Source organism: Paremcibacter congregatus (assembly GCF_006385135.1).
Taxonomy (GTDB): Bacteria; Pseudomonadota; Alphaproteobacteria; order Sphingomonadales; family Emcibacteraceae; genus Paremcibacter; species Paremcibacter congregatus.
On record NZ_CP041025.1, the window covers coordinates 1,645,976 to 1,672,597 of the forward strand.

Below are 26,622 nucleotides of genomic sequence, written 5' to 3' on the forward strand. Positions count from 1 at the left end.
GTTAAAATTTAATGAAATATTTATAATTGGGGGTTTAGAGATGACGTATATTGTCGATCATAAAAATCATATTTCACCTGAAAATCATGTAAAAAAAGATACCAAAAAACCATCCCTCACGCGTGGTGGGCTGATTGGTCTGGCGCTTTTGCCCTTGTCCGCTTGTGGCGGTGGGGGAAGCAGCAGTCCCACAGGTACAGTAACGCCTCCTCCTCCAACGCCAGACTTTACGGAAAGCCCGACGAATACCTTTACGGCGCGGGATGATAATGACCGCACGCTGAATCAGGGGGCGGCTACTGCGGACTTGACGGTCACAGGCAAGGCAGGCAATGACACAATCACCACCGGCAGCGGCGCGGATGTCATTCTGGGTGGCGCGGGCAATGATACGATCACCAGTGGCGCGGGCGCCGATATGATTCGCGGCGGTGAAGGTACGGACAGTATTTCTGCCGGTGATGGCGATGATGTGATTGTGGTGGTGGGCACCACGGCGGCAGATCAATATGACGCGGCGTCGATCACCAATCCGGCGGGCTCCGGCCTTGACCTGTCAAGCCTGATCACGCTGGCCGACCTGAACGGGCGAACAGTCAGTGAAGTGGCAACGGGCGAGGTCGTTGATGGCGGCGCAGGCAATAACACGCTTTATATCTACGGGACGGTAGACCTGACAGGCGTGACCCTAACCAATGTTACCCAGTTGATCGTCAATTCGGATGTCACCCTGACGGCGGCCCAGATCGTTCAATTCACGGCCATCGACGGCGATGGCAATTCCGTGATCAATATCGTGGTGCCGGAAGGTAGTGGCGAAGTCATTCTTGACCTGAGCATGATTGATGTCAGTGATATTGGCAGCCTCAATATCACAGGTGACCTGACGATCCGGATGAGCAGTTTTGACGATGTGGCGGGCATTTCCCAGGTGACGGTTGATGAGCTAGGCGCGTTGAAAATCTCTGTTGTCAATGGCGACGCTCCGAGCGGTATCAATCTGGCAGACATTGCGGCGACTTTCGGACAGGTTGATATTATTGACCTAGGCGATCAGGTGACATTGACTGTGGTAAATGCAAGCGATGTAACCGACCTTGGTTTGACGGAGATCTCCGGCGCGGGCAAAGTTGATTCACTCGGCGACATAGAAATTTCTAATGCCATTGGAAAGCTTATGTCGGAAAGTTCTCTACTACATGCTGCTACTGATTTATTGGAATTGGATGTTTCGGTAGGTTTGAGTCTATCTTTTAATATACTCGATAACGATAATGGAGATAGTATCAGAGTTACTGATGTCATTAGACCGACGGGAGATATGACGGGAATGGGGATTTCAATTCCGGGAACTCTGGGGGGAAATTTTGGTACACTCTCAATTTCAGCTGACGGTCAAGTAACATATGACATTAACGATAATTCTAATGTTGGAGGATATAATTTAGGGCCTAATCCGCTTGGCGCGGGTCAATCCGCGACTGAATGGTTCACATATAGTATTGAGGATGCTTTAGGACGTTTGTCTACGACCATGTTAGCAATTAAAATAGATAACCCCGCTATTCATACAGTCTCCGGGTCAGATGGAGACGATACTCTTTTTGCTGATTTATTTGATACAGTCCTTACTGGGGGAGAAGGTAACGATCACGTTTTTGGGGGGTACGGGAAAGATAGCCTATTCGGGGGAAAGGGGGATGATGTTTTGTCAGGTATGATAAATGGGTTGGTTGCGAGTTCTGACTATACTGATAATGATTTTTTTACTGGAGGAGAGGGGAATGATACGATCATAGGGGGTAGTTCTCTACGTGATGTTGCGTTCTATTCCGGGAATCGGTCAGATTATAAAATTGTCGTGGATGGTAGAGACGTAACAGTCATAGATTTAAATGTTCTAGATGGAGATGAAGGGATTGATTCCTTAACGGATATTGAAATACTGCAATTTGTAGATACTTCAATTGAAACATATGGAAACTTAACCACAACCCCGAGTTCTTTTGTGGCGGGGCGGGGAATTCCAGATCTCGCCATTGATCTGAATGTCGTAGATCACCTTACAATAAATGCCAATACGCTAGCAGATAGCGGGCATTTGTTTCCTTTTTATGAAATGTCATCTATTGACCTGTCATCATTTGATGGGAATGCAGCGCCTGAATTCATAACATTTGATACTGAAAGCCAGACGTTAGTAGGCACGCCGCCGGTTGGAACTGATGGACCGCTTTATTTGGTGATTAGAGGTGCAGATGTTAATCCAGCGATCGATCGTGTAAAGTTATTTTTCTACCGCCCTCAGGAGAATGATGTATTTGGGCAGGTTGATGCTGCAGAAACATTCTTGGGAACAAGTAGTTCTGACCGTCTTTTTGATCTCGGATATGGCGATGTTATAAAAGCATCGGCAGGTTCGGATGTCTATGCGGCAAATCGAGCAACAGAAACTATTAATAACCCTATACTAGATTACTCTGCATCTGATGAGGGAATTTTTCTTGATCTCAATCTTGGCCTTGCTCACGGCGGCTACGCGGAGGGCGATATTATTATTGGTATTGGCGACATCAGAGGGTCGTCATTTAGTGACACGTTAATTGCATCAAATAACTCTGTTAATATATATGGAGGCGGGGGGGATGATTACATTTATGCACCGTTCAATGCATATTTTGGTTTTTCAAGTGTAGCTTTTGTCAAAGTTCGAGGGGAAGAAGGAGCAGATTTTATTTCAGGTCAGGTCACTGCGAGTTATTCAACATCCTCGTCTGGGGTTCATATAGACCTACAGCAGGGAATAGCATTAGGCGGGGATGCGGAAGGGGACACCTTTGGTGATATTCGTCAACTTGAAGGGTCTGACTTTGATGATATAATAGTTTTGCCCGATTTTTCTAATCCATTACATGGTGGCAGAGCTTTGGGATTAACAGGAAATGATACCCTTGTCGGAGGAACCGGAAAAGATTCCCTGGTTGGGGGAGAAGGCGATGATACACTCAATGGGGGCGCTAACATAGATATCCTTAATGGTGGTCCGGGGGCAGATATCCTTAATGGTGGAGATGGGGAAGATACAGTTCACTATTGGGGACATGAAACAAGGATAATAAATCTATTCACTGGAGTTGGTCAGGGAGGGGAGGCAGAAGGCGATACTTTTATTTCGGTAGAGAATGTTGTTGGGTCTTTTGGGATTGATATCATTACAGGGAATGATGAAGATAATAATATTGATGGTCATTACGGCGACGATATCCTTATAGGAAATAAGGGAGACGATATATTAGTAGGGCAAGATGGTGATGATTATTTAGATGGTGGTGAGGGACTGGATACACTGTTAGGTGGCAGTGGCAATGATGTATTAGTATATAGCTCTGGAGATGAATTTGGTGGAGGAGAAGATTATGATACATTACTGGTCGAAGAAAAGGATATTGTTTTAGAATTGTCCCAAATATTGTTGACAGATATTGAAATAATAGATGTTACAGGTTCTGGTGATAATAGTTTAACATTATCACTCCAGGATGTGCTGGATAAAACGGATTCCAACAATCAGGTTCGAGTTGACGGCGATACAGGTGACACTGTCACGTCAACATTGCAGGACTGGCTTCAAGGCGATGATCAGGTGATTGATGAGGAAATGTATCACACTTATACTTCCGGAGACGCCACCTTGTTGATTGATACGGATATCACACAGGATATTTCTTAAAAAAAGAAGATGCGAGTAGAGGTTTTTACACTTTCTACTGCACCCCAGGCTCACCGGCGAAGCTTAAGGCTTCTTCGGCGGCGCGGAACTGGGCGCGGGCCTTGGCGCGACATTCTTCATATTCAGATAGTGGATCACTGTCGGCAACCACGCCGGCGCCGGCCTGGACATGCATCACCCCATCCTTGATAATTGCCGTACGCAATACGATGCAGGTGTCCATGCTGCCGTCGGCGGAGAAATAGCCCACAGCACCCGCATAGATGCCGCGCTTGTCACGTTCGAGCTCGTCAATGATCTCCATCGCCCGGACTTTCGGTGCGCCGCTGACGGTGCCTGCCGGGAAGCCAGCAGCGAAAGCCTGCAAGGCATCATATTTCGGGTCGATCTTGCCCCGGACTTCGGAGACGATGTGCATGACGTGAGAATAATATTCAATCGCCATCTTCTGGGTCGGTCGCACCGTACCAAGGGCGGCTACTTTACCCACGTCGTTGCGCCCCAGGTCAAGCAGCATCAGGTGCTCAGCAAGCTCCTTGGGGTCGGCAAGCAGGTCTTCGGCCAAGGCCTGGTCATCTTCCGCCGTGGCGCCGCGCGGTCGGGTGCCGGCGATCGGGCGCACGGTGACTTCACCGTCGCGCAGCCGCACGAGAATTTCGGGGCTCGACCCGATCACGGAAAAATCCCCGAATTTAAGATAATAGAGAAAAGGCGACGGGTTGGTGCGGCGCAGGGCGCGGTAAAGCGCAAACGGCGGCAGGGTGAAAGGAGTACTGAAGCGCTGCGACAGTACGACCTGAAAAATATCACCGGCCTTGATGTAATCCTTGGCCCGGTTGACCATATCAAGATAGGCTTCTTTCGGGGTATTGGACTGGGGCTCCGGCAATTCCAGCAGGACATCAGACATCTGTTGAGCGCCGTGTAAACTGCGGGCGAGCGCCTGTTCAATTTCCGCCAGGCGTTCTTCGGCCCGCTTGTAGGCAATAGTGGCGTTGACGCCGTCTTTGGGCCGTACTGGGGTAACGATGGTCAGCAGGTCCTTGACACTGTCGAATACCACCATGATGGTTGGGCGCATAAACATGCCGTCGGGCAGGTCGAGGGCGTCCGGGTTGATGTCGGGCAAATGTTCCATCAGGCGTACAGTGTCATAGCCCATATAGCCGATCAGACCGGCCGATGAAGGCGGCATGCCGGCGGGCAGATCAATGCGGGATTCCTCTAGCAGATCACGCAGGCTTCCGAGGGCGCCGTTTTCCAATGGCGTAAAAGCCTTCTCGTCACAGGGCCGGGTGAGGGACTGTCGATTGATTTCCGCTTTGTCGCCCTGACAGCGCCAGATGAGATCGGGTTTCAGACCAATGAAGGTATAACGGCCGCGAATGGCCCCGCCTTCTACGGATTCGAGCAGGCAGCTATAGTCTTCATCATCGGCGGCGAGCTTCATGAAGGCGGAAATGGAGGTTTCCAGATCCGCCACCAGAGTCGTCCAGACAATTTGCGGCTTTTGCGCGTTATAACAGGCTTCAAAAGACGAAAATTCAGGCTGTGCGGACATTATTGTTCCCGTGAGGCCAGTTGATTATGCACGGCGGCAATGGCGCGTTGGTTAATAATCACCGGCAGTGTGGTTTCCAGATGTTTCCAATAACTGGTCAGAATACGCTGCTGATATTCCTGTGCCAGGCTGTTTTTTAACTGGGTGGATTGAGCCAGCGGCAGGTCTTTTTGTGGCAGGGTGCGGGACATCAGCTTGACCAAAACAAAACCATTCCCATCAATGGCGGGCTGTATCTTGGCATGGCCGACTTCCAGTTCAAAAATGCTGGCCTGAATGTCGCGGGCAACCTGGCCGGTTTGATCAATCCGGGTGGTCGTTACGGCGTTAAAGGCTGCATTCTCCGTGGTTTTGGCCAAATCGGCGAGAGGGACGCCTTCTTGAGCTTTGGCCAGAATATCATTGGCCTGTTCCTGGGCAAGTTTTTTGCGGGTGTCGGCTTTCCACATATCCAGAACGCTGGTTTTTACCTCTTCAAAGGGGCGCAGGGCGCGGGGCTGGATGCTTTCCACTTCAAGCAGGAAATAGTCGCCATCGCCCATTTCTTCGAGCACGGGTTCATCACCAACGAAAGAGTCAAAAGCCTTGGCGAGGAATTCAGGCTGGGTCGGCACATTTCGGGCCAGGTCACCTTTGGTGTTATAGCCCGACCGGTCAATGTTTTTGGCTTCTTTGAGATCCAGTTTAAGTGCTGTGGCGAGATCGGCCAGAACGGCGCCGGCGGCCAGTTCATCATTAATCTTTTCTGATTTTTGATAGAGCAGGTCGAGCGCTTTTTCCGTCTTTAAATGTTCGATGGCTTCGGCGCGCAAGGTTTCAGGGTCGGTAGCTTCCGTGCTTGATGCTTTGGTGACGTTGAAAATTCTCCAGCCGAAAGCTGTTTCAATCGGGGCTGTATAGCGGCCCTCTTTGGCGGAGAAAATGGCGTCTGCGGCTTCCTTCCCATAAATCTCAACCGTATCGTCAAAGCTGTTATCGGCTACAGCGGCGTCCTCGGCAGTGGTTCCGGAAGCGACGATCAGATCGGCAAAGCTACGTCCGGCTTCAAGATCTTTATAAGCCTTTTCGGCAATTTCCTTGTCATCAAACAGCAATTGTTCGAAATCGCGGGTATCGGATGCTTCGGTCGCGGCGGGGCCGGCGGCCAGGGCCTGTTCTATTTCTTCTTCCGTGACGGTCACCTGTTCGGCGAACTCTATTGCCGTCATGGTGATAAAGCGTATGTCGCGATATTCAGGGGCCATGTAGTTGTCTGAATTTTCTTCATAATAGGCCTGCAAGGTTTCATCATCGGGAGCCGGAATATCGGTAATGGTGCGGCTGGGGATGGTGACGATTTCAGCCTTACGTTCCTCCATCAGGTATTTTGTCAGGGTTTTCTCTACCGCATCGGGAACGCGGATGCTGCTGACAAGAGAAGTCACCAGGGCCTGGCGTTGCAGGTCGCGGCGCAGGAATTCTTCAAATTCTGTCGGTTTATATCCCTGGTAGGCGGCGATGCTGTCGAATTTTTCTTTGCTGAATTCGCCAAAGGTATCCTGGAAGGCCTCTATGCCGACAATAAAATCACGCAGTTGCGCGTCGGTTACCCGGATGTGCAATTCTGATGCTTCATGGGCAAAGGCTTCCCGTTGTACAAGGTCGGCAACCCAGCGCCGGGTCAGGCCGCGGTCGATCACCATGTCGCGGGTGACTTCGCCGCCGGACTGTTGCTGGATTTCGGAAAATTTGCTTTGGAATTCCCGGGCATAGTCATTAACGGTGACTTTTTCACTGCCGACCTGGGCGACATTATTGCCGGCGCCGCCGAGAATGTCGCCGCCGATGCCCCAGAGGGCGAAGCTGGCGATCAGGAGACCCAATAAAGCGGTCGCGAAATAAGAAGTAAGGCCGCTTCTGAAGAATTGTAACATGCTTTAATATACCTGTTTTTTATTTTGGTAAATAATCCGGAAGAGCCAACGTGATGAAAAACATCTGTCAGAATCCCTATAAAATTTTTGGCATGATAGTGGTCCAGCAAAGGCACCGCAACCTAAAAAGGGAGACGGTAAGCGGGAAATGTCCCTGTAAAGCATTTTTTTCCATCTTGGATGTGGAAATGTCGCGAGAATTCTGCTAACCCAACCGTATGTTTCAACTCAGAGGAAAATGATTATGACGGCCCCGAAAGCGCTTGTTGCTGGTAACTGGAAAATGAATGGCTTGACCTCAAGCGTGGGAGAGATTGAAAAGCTCGCCCGGTTGGTCGCCGAAAAGGGCGCGGGATGTGATGTCCTGATTTGTCCACCAGCGACGTTGATTTCGAACTTGTCTGGCAAGGGCATCGATATTGGCGGGCAGGATTGTCATATGGCGGTCAGCGGCGCTCATACGGGTGATATTTCTGCCGCGATGTTGAAGGATCTGGGCTGTAACTATGTGATCGTCGGGCATTCAGAGCGCCGGGCGGACCACGGGGAAACCAATGACGTTGTCAAGGCGAAAGCGCTGGCGGCTCAGGATCAGGGCCTGACAGCGATCATTTGTGTCGGAGAAACCGATGCAGAACGGGAAGACGGGTCGACACTTGATGTTGTGACATCTCAGGTGCGGGGGTCTATCCCGGAGACCGCCATGGCCGATAACACGGTTATTGCCTATGAACCTGTCTGGGCCATCGGCACCGGCAAGACGCCGACGGCGGATGATGTGGCAGACGTGCATGCGGTTATTCGCAACCTTCTGATGGATCGTTTCGGGGATGCGGGCGAGAAAGTACGCATTCAGTATGGGGGATCCGTCAAGGCGTCCAACGCGGCGGAATTGATGTCCGTGCCAAATGTAAATGGCGCACTTGTAGGGGGCGCCAGCCTGAAAGCCGAAGATTTTTACGGCATCATAGCAACCTATCAATGATCCATCCGGCAACGGTAAGAAAATTTTACACTAGCCATATCAAACGGATTAGAGTAAAAGCCAGATTGATTGATTGGTTTCGCAGATAAAAAAAGAGTTATAAGATATGCAAGAGATTGTTCTTGTTATACATTTGATTTTGACAGTAAGTCTTGTCGTTTTGGTTCTTATTCAGCGCTCCGAAGGCGGCGCGCTGGGCATGGGCGGAGGAGGCCAGGGAGGCATGATGTCCGGCCGTAGTGCGGCAACCTTGCTGACCCGGATAACAACATTTATGGCAGTTGGCTTTTTTGTCACCAGTATGCTGCTGGCAGTGATCGCAAAACAACAGTCTGAAGACAGTTCGGTTTTTGACACGAAGAAGCCTGTTGTTGAACAGAGTGAGCCGGAAGATAAAACGGCCCCTGTTATTCCGGATACTGAATAAAACAGCATATAAAGGCCTGTGTCGGTTTAATATACTGGCATAAGGATCGGGGAATTTAAATTTTGGGCCTGTGTTCTTGGATGCAGGTCTTCATCTTTTTTAATATTTGTTCGGGATAGTTATCCGCCCATGGCACGTTATATTTTCATTACTGGTGGTGTTGTTTCCTCGTTAGGGAAGGGCATCTTGTCCGCTGCGCTTGGCGCATTATTGCAATCGCGCGGTTACTCTGTTTGTCTGCGGAAACTCGACCCTTATCTTAATGTAGACCCCGGCACCATGTCGCCCTATCAACATGGCGAGGTGTTTGTGACCGATGACGGGGCGGAAACGGATCTTGACCTCGGGCATTATGAACGCTTTACCGGTGTGCCGTCACGTCAGAGTGACAGTGTGTCTTCCGGGCGTATCTATAGCGATATTCTGGCCAAGGAACGGCGCGGTGATTATCTTGGCGCCACCGTTCAGGTAATCCCGCATGTGACCAATGCCATTAAGGAGTTTGCCCGGTCGGATATTGATGCCGGAACGGATTTTGTGTTGTGCGAAATTGGCGGTACCATTGGCGATATCGAAAGTCTGCCCTTTATGGAGGCGATCCGCCAGTTGGGGAATGACCTGGGGAAAGCCAATGTCTGTTATATCCATCTGACCCTGGTGCCGTATCTGAGTGCAGCGGGCGAGTTGAAGACTAAGCCAACCCAGCATTCTGTCAAAGAATTGCGCAGTATCGGTATCCAGCCTGATGTTCTGGTCTGTCGATCAGAGCATGAGGTTGAAGACAGTGATCGCCGCAAGATTGCGTTGTTCTGTAACGTCCGCGAATCTGCGGTTATTCAGGCGCTCGACGCAAACAGTATTTATGAAGTGCCGCTCAATTATCATGCGGAAGGTCTGGACGCGGAAGTTCTGTCGTCCTTCGGGATAGACCCGGGTCTGACCGATGCCGATTTGTCGCGTTGGCACGATATTATGGATCATGTTAATGGCCCTGAAGGGGATGTGACAATTGCGGTTGTCGGTAAATATACATCGCTGAAGGATGCATATAAATCCCTGATTGAATCTTTGATTCATGGCGGTTTCGCCAATAATGTCAAAGTGAATATCGAATGGTTTGACGCCAAGGTGTTCGAGGCCGGTGAAGATATGGCGACGCACTTTGAACATGTGGACGGTATCTTGGTGCCGGGTGGTTTCGGGGAACGCGGTGCAGAAGGCAAAATCGCGGCGGCGCGCTATGCTAGGGAACAAAAAATCCCGTATTTCGGCATTTGCTTCGGTATGCAGATGGCCTGTGTGGAAGCGGCCCGTAATATGGCGGGAATCAAAGACGCGAGTTCAACCGAATTTGGCGAATGTGAACATCCTATTGTTGGCTTGATGACCGAATGGGACGCGGGCGGCACAGTCCAGACCCGGTCTGAGGATGACGACAAGGGCGGTACCATGCGTCTCGGGGCATATAAAGCCAAGCTTTTGCCCGGCAGCAAGGTCCATGAGGCTTATGGCAGTGAAGCCATCTCTGAACGTCACCGTCATCGCTATGAAGTGAATATCAATTATCGCAAACAGCTCGAAGAGGCTGGGTTGATTTTTTCTGGTCTCTCTCCGGATGGAAAACTGCCAGAGATTGTCGAGATCAAAGATCACCCATGGTATATTGGCGTACAGTTCCATCCGGAACTGAAGTCAAAACCGTTTGAGCCGCATCCCCTGTTTGCATCCTTTATCAAAGCCGCGGTAAAGCAATCCCGGCTGGTTTAACCTTTATTATCATCGAGGTGAGAAGATATGACTGCAATTATTGACATTACGGGCCGTGAAATTCTGGACAGCCGGGGTAATCCGACCGTTGAAGTTGATGTGACGCTGGAGACAGGTGCTTTTGGTCGTGCGGCTGTGCCATCCGGCGCATCCACCGGCGCCCATGAGGCCGTGGAGCTGCGTGATGGGGGCGCCCGTTATATGGGCAAGGGAGTTGAAAAAGCGGTTGCGGCTGTGAATGGTGAAATTTATGACGCCCTGACCGGTTTTGATGCGGAAAATCAGATCATTCTTGATCAGATCATGCGCGACCTGGACGGAACAGAGAATAAATCACGGCTTGGGGCGAACGCTATTCTTGGCGTCAGTCTGGCGGCGGCGAAGGCTGCGGCGGACGAAGCGGCTCTGCCTCTCTATAATTATCTCGGCGGACCTTCTGCGCGGGTTCTGCCGGTGCCGATGATGAACATCATTAATGGCGGCGAACATGCGGATAACCCGATTGATATCCAGGAATTCATGATCATGCCGGTTTCCGCCGGAAATATTCGTGAAGCCATCCGTATGGGAGCTGAAATCTTCCATACCCTGAAAAAGAAATTGTCTGATGCGGGTCATAACACCGGCGTTGGAGACGAAGGTGGTTTTGCACCAAATCTGAACGGGACTGTCGAGGCGCTTGATTTCATCATGCAGGCTGTTGAAGCCGCCGGTTACAAGCCGGGTGAAGATATCATGCTGGCGCTTGATGCGGCGTCTTCCGAATTCTACAAGGACGGAAAATACGTCCTTGCCGGTGAAGGCAAGACTCTCGATAGTGGTGAAATGGCCGCCTATTACGCCGATCTTTGCGCCCGTTACCCGATTCTGTCCATCGAAGACGGTATGGATGAAGATGACTGGGCTGGCTGGAAGACGCTGACCGAAAGCATTGGCGACAAAGTACAGCTGGTGGGTGACGATTTGTTTGTGACTAACCCGGCGCGTCTTGAAGATGGCATCAAGCAGGGCGTGGCCAACTCCATTCTGATTAAAGTTAATCAGATCGGCACCCTGAGCGAGACGTTTGATGCGGTCGATATGGCCCACCGGGCCCGCTATACATCGGTGATGTCGCATCGGTCCGGTGAAACCGAGGATGCGACGATTGCCGACCTTGCGGTTGCGACAAATTGTGGCCAGATCAAAACCGGTTCTCTCGCCCGTTCTGACCGGTTGGCGAAATATAATCAACTGATCCGGATTGAAGAAGCGCTGGGTGATGCGGCAACCTATGCCGGAAAAAGTATCCTGCGCGGCTGATCAGTCTGAAGTCAAATCAAGAAAAGCGATCTGGTATATGCCGGGTCGCTTTTTTTATGACATAACCACACTTCGATGAGGGCCGTAGTATGCGATCCCAAGCTGTGTTAGAGTGGTTTGGGAGAGGATAATGTCATGATCAAAACCAACCAGGTCGCCGAAATTGGCCGCTTACTGGGTGAGCCGGCGAGGGCGGCGATGATGATCACCCTAATGGATGGCCAGGCCTTGACCGCGTCAGAACTCGCGTATGTCGCTCAAGTCACGCCGCAAACGGCCAGTAGTCATCTGGCGCAGCTTGTAAGGGCGAAGCTTCTGGCGGTGGTGAAGCAGGGGCGTCACCGCTACCATCGTTTGGCGTCCCCGGAAATCGCGCAACTTGTCGAGCAGATGATGCAGGTCGCGGGCGCACAAATATCGGAACGGCGTTCCGTGGTGCCGGGACCACGCGATGAGGCGATGCGGCGGGCACGCACCTGTTACGATCATTTTGCGGGCCGGCTTGGTGTTGCCATTGCCGATAGTCTGATTGCGCAAAAGCTAATTGTCTTTGAGGGCGAGGCGGGGATGATTTCACAACAGGGGCGCGGTTTTCTGCAGGCGCATGGATTAAGTGAGGTCGCTTCAGCGACCCAGGCTACCCGCCCGCAATGTCGTCCTTGTCTGGACTGGAGCGAGCGGCGGCCACATATCGCCGGGTCCCTTGGTGCGGTGATCTGCCAGCATTTCCTGAAGAAGAATTTTGTCCGGCGGATCAAAGGCAGCAGAGCCCTTGAAATTACCCCGCCGGGGCGCGAGGCTCTGCTGATGATGTTTGGACTTCGGGAGGTTTAGCCTGATCCGATATCAGCCGTGGATTTCTTTGGAGTCCGGGGGCGCCTGATCCCGGTCCGTCATGCCATAATCGCGCATGACGCCAGCAACGCGTAAGCGATAACTATTGAATATCTCTTGGCGTCCGGCCTGTTGGGCGCTGCGATGTTTTTCAAGACTGCGCCACTGCTGGATCGCCGTCTCGTCGCGGAAAAAAGACAAGGACAGCAGCTTGCCGGGCTGGGACAGACTTTCAAAGCGCTCGATCGACAGGAAGCCGTCAATTTTCATCAACAGAGGCAGCAGGTCTGCCGCCAGATCCAGATAATGTTGCCGTTGGCCCGCCTTTGGGTCCAATTCAAAGATGACGGCGATCATGGAAAAATCCTCTTGGCGTGCGGGTGGGAAACAGGTTTGAGAAAAAGGCGGTCCTCGCGCCGAATAAATTTCTCTCGTTGCGCGAAATGATAATTTTCACACCCCAGAGGGCTTTCGGCAAGACGCCTGCGATAGTCTTCATAGGCCGCAAGGTCTTCGATGTTATAGACACCATAGGCGACAGTGTCAGACCCTTCATGCGGGGCGTAATAACCGACAAGGTCTGCGCCACAGGCGGGGATGGCTTGTCCCCAGGTTTCGGCATATTGGATGAACTGGCCTTTTTTATAGGGGTCGATTTCATAGCGAATGAAACAGGTAATCATATTATTTCTCCTCATGATGTAAGGATGATAATAGAAGGGGGAAGGGATGGATGTTTCGTTCTGTCTCGAATTATATATTTTTTAAAGTCGTTTTTGTGAGTCTTATCAGGGACATGAGTTGGTCTAGTGTCTTGACTCTAAAAGTAAAATACAAAAAAGACTTGACCCGGCGAATCAGGTGTGATTCTTATAGGGTATGAAACGCCCATTAAACATTCAAAACCGATTTCAGAAGATGGTCATCCCGATGATCTGTTCGCTGATCATTGTCTATTTTTTCATCTATGGTATGCGTAGTATGCAGGTGAAAGCGGACCTTCTGGATGAAATCGCCGCGCTGGAACAGGAATATGATCTGGTCCACGAGCGTAAAGTTGATATTGAACGTCATGTGGAGTTGTTGCAGCCGGACCATGTGGACCCGGATTATCTCGATGAAAAATCCCGCGAGATGTTGGGGTTAATGCATAAGGACGAGATTATCATTTTACAGGAAAACTGATTTTTTCAGAAAAAATCCTGTTTCGGTTTTTCAGGCGACTTTTTCCTCCTCTTATTATCTGTTTGAATTTCAATAGCTTAATTATTGCAGTTAACTTAAATTTGGTTAATTATTAAAAAAGCTTGTATTTCAATGACTTTTACCATTATTTAAGAGGCATTGCGCTATTCTTCGCGCTTAATCGGAATAACTGTTTTCACTATAGCAGGATGGGCTTATATAAAATGGCAAAGCAACCGAGCGGATCTCAATCCCCAGGCAAAAAAATGACGAAAAGCGGCAAGCCCGCGGCGCGTCGCAAACCTCAGAAACCGAAACAACTAGAGGCCTCCCCGGAAGAATTGTCAGAATTCTATCGCCAGATGCTGCTGATGCGCCGTTTTGAGGAAAAAGCCGGCCAAATGTACGGCATGGGATTGATCGGTGGTTTCTGCCATCTGTATATCGGTCAGGAAGCGGTTGTCTCGGGGATTCAGTCAACCTTGAAGAAGGGCGACAGCATCATTACCAGTTATCGTGACCATGCCCATATGCTGGCGTGCGGCATTGACCCTGATGGAATTATGGCGGAACTGACGGGACGCGCTTCCGGTCTGTCGAAAGGCAAGGGCGGTTCAATGCATATGTTCAGTGTTGAACACGGATTTTACGGCGGCCACGGTATCGTTGGCGCCCAGGTGCCCATTGGCGCCGGTTTGGCCTTCGCCCATAAATACCGCAAGACCGATAACGTTTCTGTGGTTTATTTCGGCGACGGTGCAGCCAATCAGGGCCAGATCTATGAAACCTTCAATATGGCGGAACTTTGGGGGCTGCCGGTGATCTTCGTAATTGAGAATAACCAGTATGCCATGGGGACAGCTGTTAAGCGGGCGTCGTCAGAGGTTGAGCTGTTCCGTCGCGGTGAAAGTTTTAAAATTCCGGGGGAAGCCGTGGATGGTATGGATGTTCTGGCGGTGAAGGAAGCGGCGACACGGGCGGTTGACTGGTGTCGTGCCGGGAACGGACCGATGTTGTTGGAAATGAACACCTATCGTTATCGCGGCCATTCCATGTCGGACCCGGCGAAATACAGGTCCAAGGAAGAAGTGCAGAAAATGCGCGCCGAACATGACCCGATTGATCAGGTGAAAAAGAAATTGCTGGACGGCGATATCATGAGTGAAGATGACATGAAGGCGATCGACAAAGAGATCAAGGCGCGTGTGGCAGAGGCGGCGAAATTCGCCCAGGAAAGCCCGGAACCGGATGCCACTGAACTATACACCGACATCTTAGTCGCAGAATAAGAGGAAGAACAAGATGACCATTGAAATTCTGCTGCCAGCCATGTCCCCGACCATGACAGAGGGAACGCTCGCCAAATGGAATGTGAAAGAGGGCGACAGTGTCGCCGCCGGTGATGTATTGGCCGAGATCGAAACAGATAAAGCCACCATGGAGCTGGAAACTGACGAAGAAGGCGTGATCGGAAAAATCCTGGTGGAATCTGGCAGCGAAGGTGTTGCTGTCGGAACTTTGATCGCAGTTCTGCTGGAAGACGGCGAAGATGCTTCTGCCATTGATGCCAGTACCACCAGCGCGCCGGCTACTAAGCAAAATGAGACTCGCGAAGAAAGCGCCTCAAGTGATGTCGCCGAGGCGCCGAAAGCGGCGGCCATTGTCGAAGAAGACCTGCCGGAGGGGACGACCTTCACCACGCTTTCTGTACGTGAAGCCTTGCGCGATGCCATGGCCGAGGAAATGCGTCTTGATGAAGATGTTTTCATCATGGGCGAGGAAGTCGCGGAATATCAGGGCGCTTATAAGGTTACGCAAGGTTTGCATGACGAATTTGGCGATCGCCGCGTGATTGACACGCCCATTACGGAGCATGGGTTTGCCGGTCTCGGTGTCGGGGCCGCCATGGCCGGTCTGAAACCGGTGGTCGAATTCATGACCTTTAACTTTGCCATGCAGGCGATTGACCATCTGATCAACTCTGCCGCCAAGACCAATTATATGTCCGGCGGACAAATTCGTTGCCCGATCGTTTTCCGGGGTCCGAATGGCGCCGCAAGCCGGGTCGGGGCTCAGCATAGTCAGAATTATGCTCCATGGTACGCCCATGTGCCAGGCCTGATCGTGGTGTCACCTTATTCGGCGGCCGATGCTAAGGGATTGTTGAAATCGGCGATTAAAAGCCCGAATCCGGTGGTGTTCCTCGAGAACGAAATCACCTATGGTCAGAGCTTTGACGTGCCGGACATCGAAGATTACACCGTGCCGCTTGGCAAAGCCAAGGTGGTGCGCGCCGGGTCCGACGTGACCTTGGTCAGCTATTCCATTGGGGTGAAATTCGCGCTCGAAGCCGCTGAAAAACTGTCGGAGCAGGGTATTGACGCCGAAATCATCGATTTGCGCACCCTGCGTCCGCTGGATATGGACACCGTGATCGCTTCTGTTCAGAAAACCAACCGGGTTGTCTGCGTCGAAGAAGGCTGGGTCAGCTGTTCAATCAGTTCTGAAGTTTCCGCCCGCCTGATGGAAGACGCTTTTGATTATCTTGACGCTCCGGTGGTTCGGGTCACGAACGAAGATGTGCCGATGCCTTATGCGGCCAATCTGGAGAAACTGATGGTGGTCAACGCCGACAAGATTGTCGAGGCGGTGCGCAAGGTCTGTTACGTGGAAGGAGATAACTGATGGCGATTGAACTGAACATGCCCGCCCTGTCCCCGACCATGGAATCGGGCACATTGGCGAAATGGCTGGTGAAAGAGGGCGATGTCGTCGAGAGCGGTACGGTTCTTGCTGAAATCGAAACCGATAAAGCCACCATGGAATTTGAAAGCATTGACGAGGGCACTGTCGGCAAGATCTTTGTCCCGGAAGGCACCGAGAATGTCGCGGTTGGCGATCTGATTGCGGTGCTTTTGGAAGAAGGCGAAGACGCGAGCGTTCTCGAAGGTATGGCGCCGGGGAAAACGGCGGCGGCCCCTGAGGCGAAAACTGCGCCGAAAGCAGAGGCTGCGGCACCGACAAAAGCTGCTCCAGCAATGAAACCTTTAGGCGAAGTTGGACCTTTTCCGAAAGCAAAAGCCTCCGGCGATCGAATTTTTGCCTCGCCTCTGGCCCGGCGCATTGCCGAACAGAATGGCTTTGAGATTGCCGATATTCCGGGATCAGGCCCTCATGGCCGGGTGATCAAGCGGGATGTGGAAAGCTTCACCCCGGCGGTGACAGCTGCGAAAGCGGCGGGGCTGCCATCCCTTGAAGGCGATGCGCCGTTTGAGGAAATCAAACTTAGCAACATGCGCAAGACCATTGCCAAACGCCTGACCGAATCCAAACAGACTGTGCCTCACTTCTATCTCGGGGTGGATATTGAACTGGATAATCTGCTTGCCGCCCGTAAAGAACTCAACAGCATGTCGGATGAGTATAAAATCTCCGTCAATGACTTCATCATCCGCGCCTGCGCGCTGGCGCTGAAGAAAGTCCCGGCGGCCAATGTGCAGTTCGGCGGTGATGTGATGCGGCAGTATAGCCGGTCCGATATTTCGGTGGCGGTTGCCATTGAGGGCGGTCTGGTTACCCCGGTGATCCGCGGGGCCGAACAGAAAGGCCTGCGTCAGATTTCTGATGAAACCAAGGCGCTGGCCAAGAAAGCCCGTGACGGAAAATTGATGCCGGAAGACTATCAGGGCGGAACCTTCTCAATCTCCAACCTTGGCATGATGGGAATCAAGCAGTTCCAGGCGGTGATCAACCCGCCGCAGGCTGCGATCCTGGCGATTGGCTCCGGCGAACAACGTCCGGTGATCAAAGACGGTCAGGTGACGGCCGCGACCGTGATGTCGGTCAATCTGGCCTGTGATCATCGCGCCATCGACGGGGCCGTTGGGGCCGAATTTCTGGCCGCCCTGAAGACCTATCTTGAACATCCTTCCACCATGCTGCTGTAAGATTGGACCGAATATGAGCGAGAAATTTGATATTGTTGTTCTGGGCGGCGGACCTGGTGGTTATGTGGCGGCAATCCGCGCGGCGCAGCTGGGCTATAAGGTGGCGGTTGTTGAACGGGAAAATCTCGGTGGCATTTGCCTGAACTGGGGCTGTATCCCCACCAAGGCGCTATTGCGCTCGGCGGAAGTGTTTCACAATATGAAACATGCCGCTGACTACGGCCTGGTGGCCGAAGGGTTGGGCTTTGATCTGGATAAGGTCGTGAGCCGCAGCCGGGGCATTGCCGCACAACTCAGCGGCGGTATCGCCCATCTGATGAAAAAGAATAAAGTGAAAGTTTTTGAGGGGGAGGGCAAGTTGGTGAAACCCGGCCTGCTCAGCGTCAGCAAAGACGGTAAAAAGATCGCCGATATCGAGGCGGGCGATATTATCCTCGCCACCGGTGCGCGGGCGCGGGAACTGCCGCATCTGAAAGCCGATGGTGACAAGATCTGGACCTACCGCCACGCGCTGGTGCCTAACGCCATGCCGAAAAAGCTGTTGGTCATTGGCTCTGGCGCTATTGGCATTGAATTTGCCAGCTTTTATAACGAGCTTGGCGCTGAGGTGACTGTGGTCGAGATGCTCGACCGGGTGATGCCGGTGGAAGATGAAGAAATCTCCGCCTTCGCTCAGAAATCCTTCAAAGCGCAAGGCATGAAAATTCTCACCTCCTCTTCTGTCACCAAACTGGACAAGAAGAAAGACAGCGTGGTCTGCACAGTGGAAGACGCCAAAGGCAAGACACAGCAGATCGAAGTCGATCGGGTGATTCTGGCCATTGGCATCACAGGTAATGTGGAAAATATCGGGCTGGAAGAGAATGGCGTCAAGGTTGACCGCGGTCATATTGTCGCTGATGAATGGGGCCATACCGGCGTCAAGGGCGTGCATGCCATTGGTGATCTGACCGGCCCGCCGTGGCTCGCCCATAAGGCCAGCCATGAAGGTGTGATCGTGATAGAGAAAATTGCCCGCGATAAAGGCCATAAGGAAATCAAGGACTTGCACCCGATTGACAAGGGTAATATTCCGGGCTGCACATACTGCCGTCCCCAGGTGGCAAGCGTCGGTCTGACCGAAAAAGCCGCCAAGGAAAAGGGGCTGAAAATCAAGGTCGGCCGTTTCCCCTTCATCGGCAATGGCAAGGCAATTGCCCTGGGTGAAGCGGAAGGGCTTGTAAAGACCGTATTTGATGCTAAAACCGGGGAACTGCTCGGCGCTCATATGGTGGGGGCTGAGGTTACTGAAATGATCCAGGGCTATACCATCGCCCGCACGCTGGAAACCACAGAAGCGGAATTGATGCATACGGTATTCCCTCATCCGACCTTGTCGGAAATGATGCATGAGAGTGTATTGGATGCGTACGGTAAAGCGCTGCATTTTTAACGGGTAAGGTACAGGTTCATGACAAAAGTGACCAAGATTGAAAGCAATTCACAGTTCCGGCGCAAGCCAGACTGGATTCGGGTGAAGGCGCCTGTTTCTAAGGGCTATCATGAAACATTCAAGATGATGCGCGAGCTGAACCTGAACACGGTCTGTGAAGAGGCGGCCTGTCCCAATATCGGCGAGTGCTGGCAGAAAAAACACGCCACCGTGATGATTCTTGGGGATACCTGCACCCGGGCCTGTCGTTTCTGCAATATCAAAACCGGCAAGGGTAATCCCGTTGACCCGATGGAGCCGGATAATGTGGCGATTGCCGCCGGTAAGATGGGGCTCAATCATATCGTGATTACCTCCGTCGACCGGGACGATCTGGAAGACGGCGGCGCGGACCAGTTCGTCAAGGTGATCGAGGCTTTACGCCGCGAAGCGCCCAACACCACCATCGAAATCCTCACCCCCGATTTCCGCAACAAACCGGGAGCAATGGAAAAAGTCGTCGCCGCCAAGCCGGATGTATTTAATCACAATCTGGAGACCGTGCCGCGCAACTATAATCATATCCGCCCCGGCGCGCGCTATTTCCACTCCCTGCGCTTGCTCGACCGGGTCAAGGAAATCGATCCGACGATCTTCACCAAGTCCGGCATTATGGTCGGGCTGGGGGAGACGGAAGCCGAAGTACTGCAGGTCATGGATGACATGCGCTCCGCCGATATCGATTTCATCACCATAGGGCAGTATCTCCAGCCGACCAAGAAGCATACCGAGCTGATTGATTATATTACACCGGACCAGTTCGCCAAATACGCGAAGAAGGCCAAGTCGAAAGGCTTTCTGCATGTGGCGTCATCGCCGCTGACCCGATCTTCTCATCATGCGGGCGATGATTTCGAGGCGCTGAAAGCCGCACGGGCCGCGAAAGTCGCCGCCGAGGGCAGCCGGAAAGCCAAGGTCGATGCGCCGATCGATATTGACGAGATGGCGAAGCTTAATCCCCTGAACGAGAGCTAGGCCTTCCTCCTATGCCAAAATTCACCGAAGTGCGCGAATTACCCTATTCGGCGGAGCAGATGTATCAGCTGGTCGCCGATGTGGAGAAATACGCCGAGTTTCTGCCCTGGTGTCAGGGAGTGCGGGTCTATAATCGAACAGAAACCGGCCTTTATGCCGATTTGATCATTGGGTTCAAGATGTTCCGTGAACGCTTTACTTCCCATGTGACCTTCTCCGAGGGCCGGATCGAGGTGGAATATATCAAGGGGCCGTTGAAATATCTCCATAACCACTGGCAGTTCATTCCGCGCGCGGATGGGGGCTGTCATGTGGATTTTTTGGTTGATTTTGAGTTCCGCAATCGCATTTTCGAAAAACTGGTGGGGGGCATTTTCACCGAAGCGGTGCATCATATGATCGAAGCCTTTGAAACCCGTGCCGATGCGTTGTATGGTGAGGCGCAGAAGTAGCGGTAAATATAAGGAATTATCTGTAGTTCATTCAAGTTTTCTCATAAAAAAGATATGAAAAAATAACATCGCGCTATCCATCCGGTAGGGACCGTCAGAAGACGGGTACTTGTATCAAAATGAAATAGGTGTACACTGGGGCCTGTCTCTTTACGGCAATCCCTGGAAAATACCATGTACCAGATTGGCGGCCTTGCGACTGTGGCTTGTGTGCTGCAGCGTAAATATCTGTATAAGCTTGGAACGCCATTTTATCGGCGCTGTTCTCATAATATATCCCAATTCCTGAGCCAGAAGGTGCTCTCCTGTAAGAGGAGCGGTTTGGTAAGGAGAACAGATGGATTTATCCATGAGTTGCTCTTTGCCGCTTTAAAGCCGAGAGAGGATTTGTAGGCCACGTTCTCTTTGATAATGACAAGTTGGGGGCCTTCGTATGCGACGAAATCTGTTGGGGTGGGAACACTGGATTGTTGCGATTATGCATTTGGGGATTACAAACATAAAGCTTATTTTATGGCTATTTTCTGTATCGGGTAATCTCACGGGCAGAAGAAAATTTATTCAGAAAAGAGAAATAAACACAGCAGGTATAATTGAACTTTTGTTCAGTTATAATGAGGATGTCGGGTTTGTGTCGTGTTTATGTCGTGTCACTGTCGGTCATTTGTCGTGTCAGGTTGTGGGTAATGTTGATAGGTATATGAATATCTGTAAAGGTTCGGAATGATGAAGAAAAGACTTTGAAATGCAACTGAAAAAGCGGCGTTTAAGCAAAGGTTGGTCGCAAGAGCAACTGGCCGAGATTAGCGGCTTAAGCGTTCGCACGATTCAACGTCTTGAAAAAGGCGAAAAACCCGGCCTGGAGACGTTGAATGCTTTAGCGGCGGGATTTGAGATCTCGAGTTCTGAGTTGCAGAAAGTCTTAGATGAACCCGCAAGGGTAGAGGTGATCGAAATTGCGGCGGAAGCTTTTATCCCTAAAAAATGGAAAGGCTTTATTCTTCACCTGGCGACATCAATGGTTGTGATTACCTGGTTGTTGGGTATGAATTATGCCTTTGAGCTGGAATCGGATCTGATCAACTGGCTTTCGTACCTGCTGGGGATGTTTCTGGTGTTGCATGTGGGGCATTTAATCTGGACTGCAGATCGGCGTGACCCGCCGGATGCACCAAAGTGATGACTGGGTCAACTCTGCCGTTTCGGTCTGGCTGATTTAGAATTCTGGTTGATATAAAATGATGTCAGTGGACATCAGTTTTTAAATATTGAGCGAACTTCTTGGGGGGTGGGGAATGGTAAGATGGGGATCTCCACATCTTGCCATTCCCTGTCCGGCTCTTCTCACCAAACATCCCCTTGTTAGAAGATCGAACAGTGTGTCAAGGACGTGAATTGTTCCAGCGCGGCGGTGCCGACGTAGGAGTTGCCGAATTTATCCAGTTCCGGTGACCAGACGGCGATCGACATTTTGCCCGGCACGACCGCGACGATACCGCCCCCGACGCCGCTTTTTGCCGGCAATCCAACCCGATAGGCAAAACTGCCGACGCTGTCGTATGTTCCACAGGTCAGCATCACCGCATTCAGGCGCTTGGCGTTGCGTTCCGGCAGAATGGTTTCGCCGCAAACTGCCGAATAACCTTTGTCCGCCAGAGGCAGGATGGCGGCGGCCAGGTCGACACAATTCATGGAAATGGCGCAGTGTTGACAATAAACCTCGATCAGGGCCCCCACATCATTTTCTATCACACCATAGCTTTTCATCAGATGGGCGAGCGCATGATTGACGTGGCTGGTTTCAAGTTCGGATTGAGCGACGAGCGGATCGCTTTCAATTGCGGGATTCATGGAAATGAATTTCAGATAATTGCGGATCAGCAGACTGGCATCCTGTGTTGTTGACATCAGCATGTCCGTGGTCGCGAGGGCGCCGGCATTGATAAACGGATTTCGGGGGATGCCATTTTCATGTTCCAGCAGCACCAGAGAATTAAACGGATCGCCGGATGGTTCCTTGCCAACCTTTGTCCATACCATATCCCCCATATGGCGCATCACCAATTGCAGGACGAACAGTTTTGAAATGCTCTGAATGGAAAAATTTTCCTCGGCATCTCCCACCTTGTAGGTCTGGCCGTCAACCATATGGATCGCCATACCGAATTTGGTCGGCGGGATATTGGCCAGCGAGGGGATGTAATCCGCCACCTTGCCCTTGCCGAATTCGGGTTGGATGAATTCACTGATATAATTTAATACAGCCTGATAATTCATGACTTGTCTTTCCTGCAGATTTGTCTGGCAACGGTATCGCATTAACCCGCACTTTGCCAGCGGCAGGCGCTCTATTGTGGTGAAAAAAGTTTCAGAGCCCGGTCATCTTTTCCGGTCTTACCCATTGGTCGAATTCCTCAGCAGTTACCAGTCCGAGCGTCAAGGCAGCCTGTTTCAGCGTCAATTGTTCCGCATGGGCTTTCTTGGCTATTTTTGCTGCCTTATCATAGCCGATATACGGGGTAAGGGCGGTGACCAACATCAGAGAATTCTGGGTCAGTTCGGCCAGGCGCGGCGTATCGGCCTCTATGCCCTCGACGCAATGATCGGTGAAGCTGCGGCAGCCATCGGACAGCAGGCGGATCGACTGCAAAATGTTGTAAATAATGACCGGTTTGAACACATTGAGTTCAAAATGACCGCTTGCTCCCGCCATGCTGACGGTGACATGGTTGCCCATCACCTGAGCACAGATCTGGGTCAGGGCTTCGCATTGGGTCGGATTGACCTTGCCCGGCATGATGGACGATCCCGGTTCGTTGGCGGGCAGGATCAGTTCCCCCAATCCACTGCGCGGCCCACTGGCGAGAAAACGGATGTCATTGGCAATTTTCATGGTGCTGACCGCCAGAGTATTGAGGTGCCCGGACAATTCAACGAGAGCGTCATGGGCGGCCAGCGCCTCGAATTTATTCACTGCGCTGGTGAAGGTCAGGCCGGTGAGGGCGTTGATCTTTCCGGTGAACACCACGGCGAAATCGGGGTGGGCGTTGAGTCCGGTCCCGACCGCCGTGCCGCCCTGGGCAAGTTCCATCACCCGCGGCAGGCAGCTCTCGATCCGCACCAGGCCGAGCTCAATCTGGCGGGCATAACCGGAAAATTCCTGCCCCAGGGTGATCGGGGTGGCGTCCTGGGTATGGGTGCGCCCGATTTTCACGAGATCTTTAAACTGGGTTGATTTTTTATTCAGTGCCGCATGCAAATGCTGTATTGCTGGGATCAGATGCTGATGGATGTCCAGGGCCGTGGCAATTGTCATGGCGGTCGGAAAGCTGTCGTTGGAACTCTGGCCAAGGTTGACGTGATCATTGGGGTGGACCGGGGATTTGCTGCCGATTTCGCCGCCGAGCTGTTCAATGGCGCGGTTGGCGATGACTTCATTGACATTCATGTGGCTCTGGGTGCCGGACCCGGTTTGCCAGACCACCAGCGGGAAATGATCATCGAGAGTGCCTGTGGCGACTTCTTTTGCGGCGGCGATGATGGCGGCGCTCAGGTGTGGGTCCAGCAGACCGAGGTCGCGGTTGGCCTCTGCGGCGGCTTGCTTCTGCAGACCGAAGGCATGGATCAGCGGGGCGGGCATCTTTTCAGCGCCAATTTTAAAATTGTTATAGGACCGTTGTGTTTGTGCCCCCCAATAACGATCGGCGGGAACCGGGATTTCTCCCATGCTGTCATTCTCAAGGCGGGTTTCCGGCATAGGCATCCTTTCTGAAGCAGCCATCAGGTGATCATTCAGTCTATCAAGAAGCCCGACGATGCTCAACTGCAAACGCGACGGAGAAAATGATGTTGCTCTAAAAAAATGACGCCCGATTTTCAGGAACTGTGTTGTGGAGATCAGGCCAGCGGATGTCGTTTACCGTTCTTCGTGCGGACGCGGAGCAGGCGCAAAAGGAAACGGCCCCCGAATTTTAGGGAGCCGTCATTTATTTACGATATCAATTGGGAAAGCTTAGCCGCGACGTTTGCGGGCCAGTCCCAGGCCAAGCAGACCAAGACCGAGAAGCGCCAGAGGAGCCGGTTCAACGACTGTCGTCGTATACTCCATATTTATCATGCCGATTGTTCCAGTTTCTGTCCAAACATCATGGGCCTGCCCGAGGTCCTGAAACCCAAGCCGGGCTAACGTGATAGCCTGGCCCCCAAGGGAGGTATCATAGTCACCGTTTGTATCCCTGTAGGTGGTGAATCCATCCGCCCAGCCCAGGATACCCACGATATCACCGGCGGAAAATGCAAGTGAAGTGGTGACGGAAGCCACGTCTTCCCAATAACCCATGGACGTAAAGTCATTGGTTGTTGAAGAAAACTGCGGGGGCGTGATGTTGAACTTTAATACTTCGATGGTGCTGTCGGTGACAGGTCCGCCGGGCAGGGATAGGCCCGTGATGGTAAAATCAACCGGGGCGGTGAACCAATAGCCGCGCGTTAGGTTCTGACAGCAACCGCTGCCTGAAGAGGTGCCGATGTCCAGGGCTGTAGCCGAGGCGCTCTGGGCCGTGAATAAATTCACGGAACTCAAGAGTGAGATGATGATTAAATGCCGAAGGGCACTCATGTTAAACTTTTTCATGTGCTAATCCAATTCCACTTTCGTTATACTGCTCGATATTTCAAGAACAGTTCAGCTTTAAGGAAAGCAAGGACCGTGCCAAGTCTCAAAAACGTTAGGATTGAGCCGATAATAAAGCATGTATATGTGCTTAATATTTGAAAATTGTAAAGAATTCCGACAGTTTTGTCCCAAAATGAGACATATACTTTACACAGTAACTGCCGTGGCAAGTTCAGCGAGATGGTGGCGGCAGATTTCCTCGACGGTGGCCTGGAGCGGGGCGATGCGGCTCTCGAGCCAGTGGAGTTCGTCTTCTGTGATCGTGTAATGTTTGGAATAGCGTGCCTTGACATAGGCATTGACCAGTTTGTTGAATGCCGTCTGGTCCTTGCGGCCTTCGCGCGGCCAGGCTTCGACCAGACGCCGGTCGATATCCTCGGCCAGACTGCGCAGGGCCTTCAGGTTATGGGTCGGCGGACAATAGCCGGTCAGGGTCAGCAGCAGGGCGTTGTAAATCCCCTCGACCGCCTGATGATATTCAAAGGCGGCCTTGTTGAGATCACCTTCCTGCTGGCAAAAATGCGCAACTTTTAGGGAAGTTTTGGCGTTTTTCAGCCAGATATCGCAATAATCCTGGGCCGTGGTCAGGGCCTCCGCCGCGCTCAGGGCTTTCGGCTGGCTCAGCCGCGCATTCGGCGTCTGATGCAGGGCGATCCCTTGCTGGCGAATATCGTTGAAGAAATATTGCCCGCGGGCGAGGGCGTCATTCAGGTTCGCGCGGGTCTCAAGAATGAAGGTCACCGGTGTTTTTAGGCGTTTGTCCCGCAGGAAACGCTCCTCGATTTCAAACCACAGATTGGTGAGTTCGAGCAGTTGGCGGTCATTGACGATGATCAGCAGATCGTAATCGCTTTTATAGCCCTTGGTGGTCTGCGGCTCATCGACCCAGTCGCCCCGGGCGTAGGAGCCGAACAGGATCACCCACTCGATCCGTCCCTTGGCGCGCCATGCGGCGGTGCCGCCCTGGACGATCTTGTCGAATTCCTCGAAGATGATATCCTTGATATGCTCCAGTTCCCATTGCTTTTTGGGCGGCAGATGGTCGAGATCGGTTTTCATATATCCCCTGAGTGCGGCGTCTGTTTCGGGTGCGTTTGGAAGAGTTTAGCGGTTTTTGCCTGCGCCGTCATGAGAATTATGCGCTTTCTCACGTGCCCGGTTGTCATGCGCACACTGGCGTTAACCCAGATATGTCGTCACGCCTGCATGTGATGCGGGATCCACTTTGTTGATATCATGAGCAGGGAGTCCGACGGCGCTTTATCGTATGATATGAGCATGGATCCCAGCGCGGAGGCCGGGATGACGAGGGTTGTGAGTAAGAGGAGAGAGATGCGGATTATAATTTATGACCTAAATGTTGAAAAACATGCTATGTTCACAACTAATAATTATAAC

The 26,622-nt window shown here is 51.9% G+C and carries 23 protein-coding genes; 14 read left to right on the forward strand and 9 right to left on the reverse strand.

The features are described from left to right. Positions 1 to 40 precede the first annotated feature (40 nt). Positions 41 to 3,730: a beta strand repeat-containing protein gene (locus FIV45_RS07290; RefSeq protein WP_114365298.1), complete on the forward strand. Its 3,690-nt coding sequence runs from the start codon at positions 41 to 43 to the stop codon at positions 3,728 to 3,730. 34 nt (positions 3,731 to 3,764) lie between these two features. Here FIV45_RS07290 and trpE read toward each other — a convergent pair whose 3' ends face one another. Both trpE and FIV45_RS07300 read right to left on the reverse strand, forming a co-directional pair. Beyond that, positions 3,765 to 5,291 carry an anthranilate synthase component I gene (gene trpE, locus FIV45_RS07295; protein ID WP_099471714.1) on the reverse strand — a complete coding sequence of 509 codons (1,527 nt, stop codon included), beginning with the start codon at positions 5,289 to 5,291 and terminating at the stop codon, positions 3,765 to 3,767. Next, on the reverse strand, positions 5,291 to 7,204 hold the full coding sequence (locus tag FIV45_RS07300; protein ID WP_099471715.1) for a peptidylprolyl isomerase: 1,914 nt from the start codon (positions 7,202 to 7,204) through the stop codon (positions 5,291 to 5,293). The genes trpE and FIV45_RS07300 overlap by 1 nt, the downstream gene beginning before the upstream one ends. Before the next feature lie 244 nt (positions 7,205 to 7,448). On the opposite strand from FIV45_RS07300, the gene tpiA reads away from it, so the two are divergent. The 5 genes from tpiA (at position 7,449) to FIV45_RS07325 (ending at position 12,519) form a co-directional block, all read left to right on the forward strand. Then, positions 7,449 to 8,189 carry a triose-phosphate isomerase gene (tpiA, locus tag FIV45_RS07305; protein ID WP_099471716.1) on the forward strand — a complete coding sequence of 247 codons (741 nt, stop codon included), beginning with the start codon at positions 7,449 to 7,451 and terminating at the stop codon, positions 8,187 to 8,189. A gap of 106 nt (positions 8,190 to 8,295) precedes the next feature. Then, positions 8,296 to 8,616 (forward strand): preprotein translocase subunit SecG, encoded by a 321-nt coding sequence (gene secG / locus FIV45_RS07310; protein ID WP_099471717.1) that lies wholly within the window; start codon positions 8,296 to 8,298, stop codon positions 8,614 to 8,616. Positions 8,617 to 8,745: 129 nt separating this feature from the next. Continuing rightward, entirely contained in the window at positions 8,746 to 10,383 is a 1,638-nt protein-coding gene (locus FIV45_RS07315; protein WP_099471718.1) for a CTP synthase, read from the forward strand. A gap of 27 nt (positions 10,384 to 10,410) precedes the next feature. Continuing rightward, positions 10,411 to 11,685 carry a phosphopyruvate hydratase gene (gene eno, locus FIV45_RS07320; protein ID WP_099471719.1) on the forward strand — a complete coding sequence of 425 codons (1,275 nt, stop codon included), beginning with the start codon at positions 10,411 to 10,413 and terminating at the stop codon, positions 11,683 to 11,685. 135 nt (positions 11,686 to 11,820) lie between these two features. Beyond that, entirely contained in the window at positions 11,821 to 12,519 is a 699-nt protein-coding gene (locus FIV45_RS07325) for an ArsR/SmtB family transcription factor (RefSeq protein WP_099471720.1), read from the forward strand. Between the two features lie 12 nt (positions 12,520 to 12,531). On the opposite strand, the gene FIV45_RS07330 is transcribed toward FIV45_RS07325, so the two are convergent. Together FIV45_RS07330 and FIV45_RS07335 are read right to left on the reverse strand one after the other, a co-directional pair. Beyond that, a complete protein-coding gene (locus FIV45_RS07330; RefSeq protein ID WP_099471721.1) occupies positions 12,532 to 12,876 on the reverse strand; it encodes an antibiotic biosynthesis monooxygenase family protein in 345 nt (114 codons plus the stop codon). Next, entirely contained in the window at positions 12,873 to 13,202 is a 330-nt protein-coding gene (locus FIV45_RS07335; protein ID WP_099471722.1) for an NIPSNAP family protein, read from the reverse strand. Before FIV45_RS07335 ends, FIV45_RS07330 begins: the two co-directional genes overlap by 4 nt. A 196-nt stretch (positions 13,203 to 13,398) precedes the next feature. Here FIV45_RS07335 and FIV45_RS07340 point away from each other — a divergent pair, with 196 nt between their 5' ends. The 7 genes from FIV45_RS07340 (at position 13,399) to FIV45_RS07370 (ending at position 20,549) form a co-directional block, all read left to right on the forward strand. Further along, a complete protein-coding gene (locus tag FIV45_RS07340) occupies positions 13,399 to 13,704 on the forward strand; it encodes an FtsB family cell division protein (RefSeq protein ID WP_099471723.1) in 306 nt (101 codons plus the stop codon). A gap of 224 nt (positions 13,705 to 13,928) precedes the next feature. Continuing rightward, positions 13,929 to 14,993 (forward strand): pyruvate dehydrogenase (acetyl-transferring) E1 component subunit alpha, encoded by a 1,065-nt coding sequence (gene pdhA / locus FIV45_RS07345; RefSeq protein ID WP_099471724.1) that lies wholly within the window; start codon positions 13,929 to 13,931, stop codon positions 14,991 to 14,993. A 13-nt stretch (positions 14,994 to 15,006) separates the two neighbouring features. Then, the gene (locus FIV45_RS07350) at positions 15,007 to 16,389 is read left to right on the forward strand and encodes a pyruvate dehydrogenase complex E1 component subunit beta (protein WP_099471725.1); all 1,383 of its coding nucleotides are present in this window, start codon (positions 15,007 to 15,009) and stop codon (positions 16,387 to 16,389) included. Then, a complete protein-coding gene (locus FIV45_RS07355) occupies positions 16,389 to 17,651 on the forward strand; it encodes a pyruvate dehydrogenase complex dihydrolipoamide acetyltransferase (RefSeq protein ID WP_099471726.1) in 1,263 nt (420 codons plus the stop codon). Before FIV45_RS07350 ends, FIV45_RS07355 begins: the two co-directional genes overlap by 1 nt. Before the next feature lie 13 nt (positions 17,652 to 17,664). After that, entirely contained in the window at positions 17,665 to 19,083 is a 1,419-nt protein-coding gene (gene lpdA, locus FIV45_RS07360) for a dihydrolipoyl dehydrogenase (protein WP_099471727.1), read from the forward strand. A gap of 18 nt (positions 19,084 to 19,101) precedes the next feature. Then, entirely contained in the window at positions 19,102 to 20,097 is a 996-nt protein-coding gene (lipA, locus tag FIV45_RS07365) for a lipoyl synthase (protein WP_099471728.1), read from the forward strand. A gap of 11 nt (positions 20,098 to 20,108) precedes the next feature. Continuing rightward, complete coding sequence (locus tag FIV45_RS07370; RefSeq protein WP_099471729.1) at positions 20,109 to 20,549, forward strand: type II toxin-antitoxin system RatA family toxin; 441 nt, start codon at positions 20,109 to 20,111, stop codon at positions 20,547 to 20,549. 150 nt (positions 20,550 to 20,699) lie between these two features. Here FIV45_RS07370 and FIV45_RS07375 read toward each other — a convergent pair whose 3' ends face one another. Further along, on the reverse strand, positions 20,700 to 20,900 hold the full coding sequence (locus FIV45_RS07375) for a hypothetical protein (protein WP_099471730.1): 201 nt from the start codon (positions 20,898 to 20,900) through the stop codon (positions 20,700 to 20,702). A gap of 394 nt (positions 20,901 to 21,294) precedes the next feature. Between FIV45_RS07375 and FIV45_RS07380 the strand changes: the two genes are divergently transcribed. Next, positions 21,295 to 21,729 carry a helix-turn-helix domain-containing protein gene (locus FIV45_RS07380; protein ID WP_099471731.1) on the forward strand — a complete coding sequence of 145 codons (435 nt, stop codon included), beginning with the start codon at positions 21,295 to 21,297 and terminating at the stop codon, positions 21,727 to 21,729. A gap of 182 nt (positions 21,730 to 21,911) precedes the next feature. On the opposite strand, the gene FIV45_RS07385 is transcribed toward FIV45_RS07380, so the two are convergent. The 4 genes from FIV45_RS07385 to FIV45_RS07400 all read right to left on the reverse strand — a co-directional run bounded on the left by FIV45_RS07385 (position 21,912) and on the right by FIV45_RS07400 (position 26,283). Beyond that, positions 21,912 to 22,826: a glutaminase gene (locus FIV45_RS07385; RefSeq protein ID WP_099471732.1), complete on the reverse strand. Its 915-nt coding sequence runs from the start codon at positions 22,824 to 22,826 to the stop codon at positions 21,912 to 21,914. A gap of 91 nt (positions 22,827 to 22,917) precedes the next feature. After that, on the reverse strand, positions 22,918 to 24,330 hold the full coding sequence (gene fumC, locus FIV45_RS07390) for a class II fumarate hydratase (protein ID WP_235868126.1): 1,413 nt from the start codon (positions 24,328 to 24,330) through the stop codon (positions 22,918 to 22,920). A gap of 231 nt (positions 24,331 to 24,561) precedes the next feature. Beyond that, entirely contained in the window at positions 24,562 to 25,182 is a 621-nt protein-coding gene (locus FIV45_RS07395) for a hypothetical protein (RefSeq protein ID WP_099471734.1), read from the reverse strand. A 189-nt stretch (positions 25,183 to 25,371) separates the two neighbouring features. Continuing rightward, positions 25,372 to 26,283, reverse strand: coding sequence for a HEPN domain-containing protein (locus FIV45_RS07400; protein WP_099471735.1), 912 nt, complete (start codon positions 26,281 to 26,283; stop codon positions 25,372 to 25,374). Positions 26,284 to 26,622: the final 339 nt, after the last annotated feature.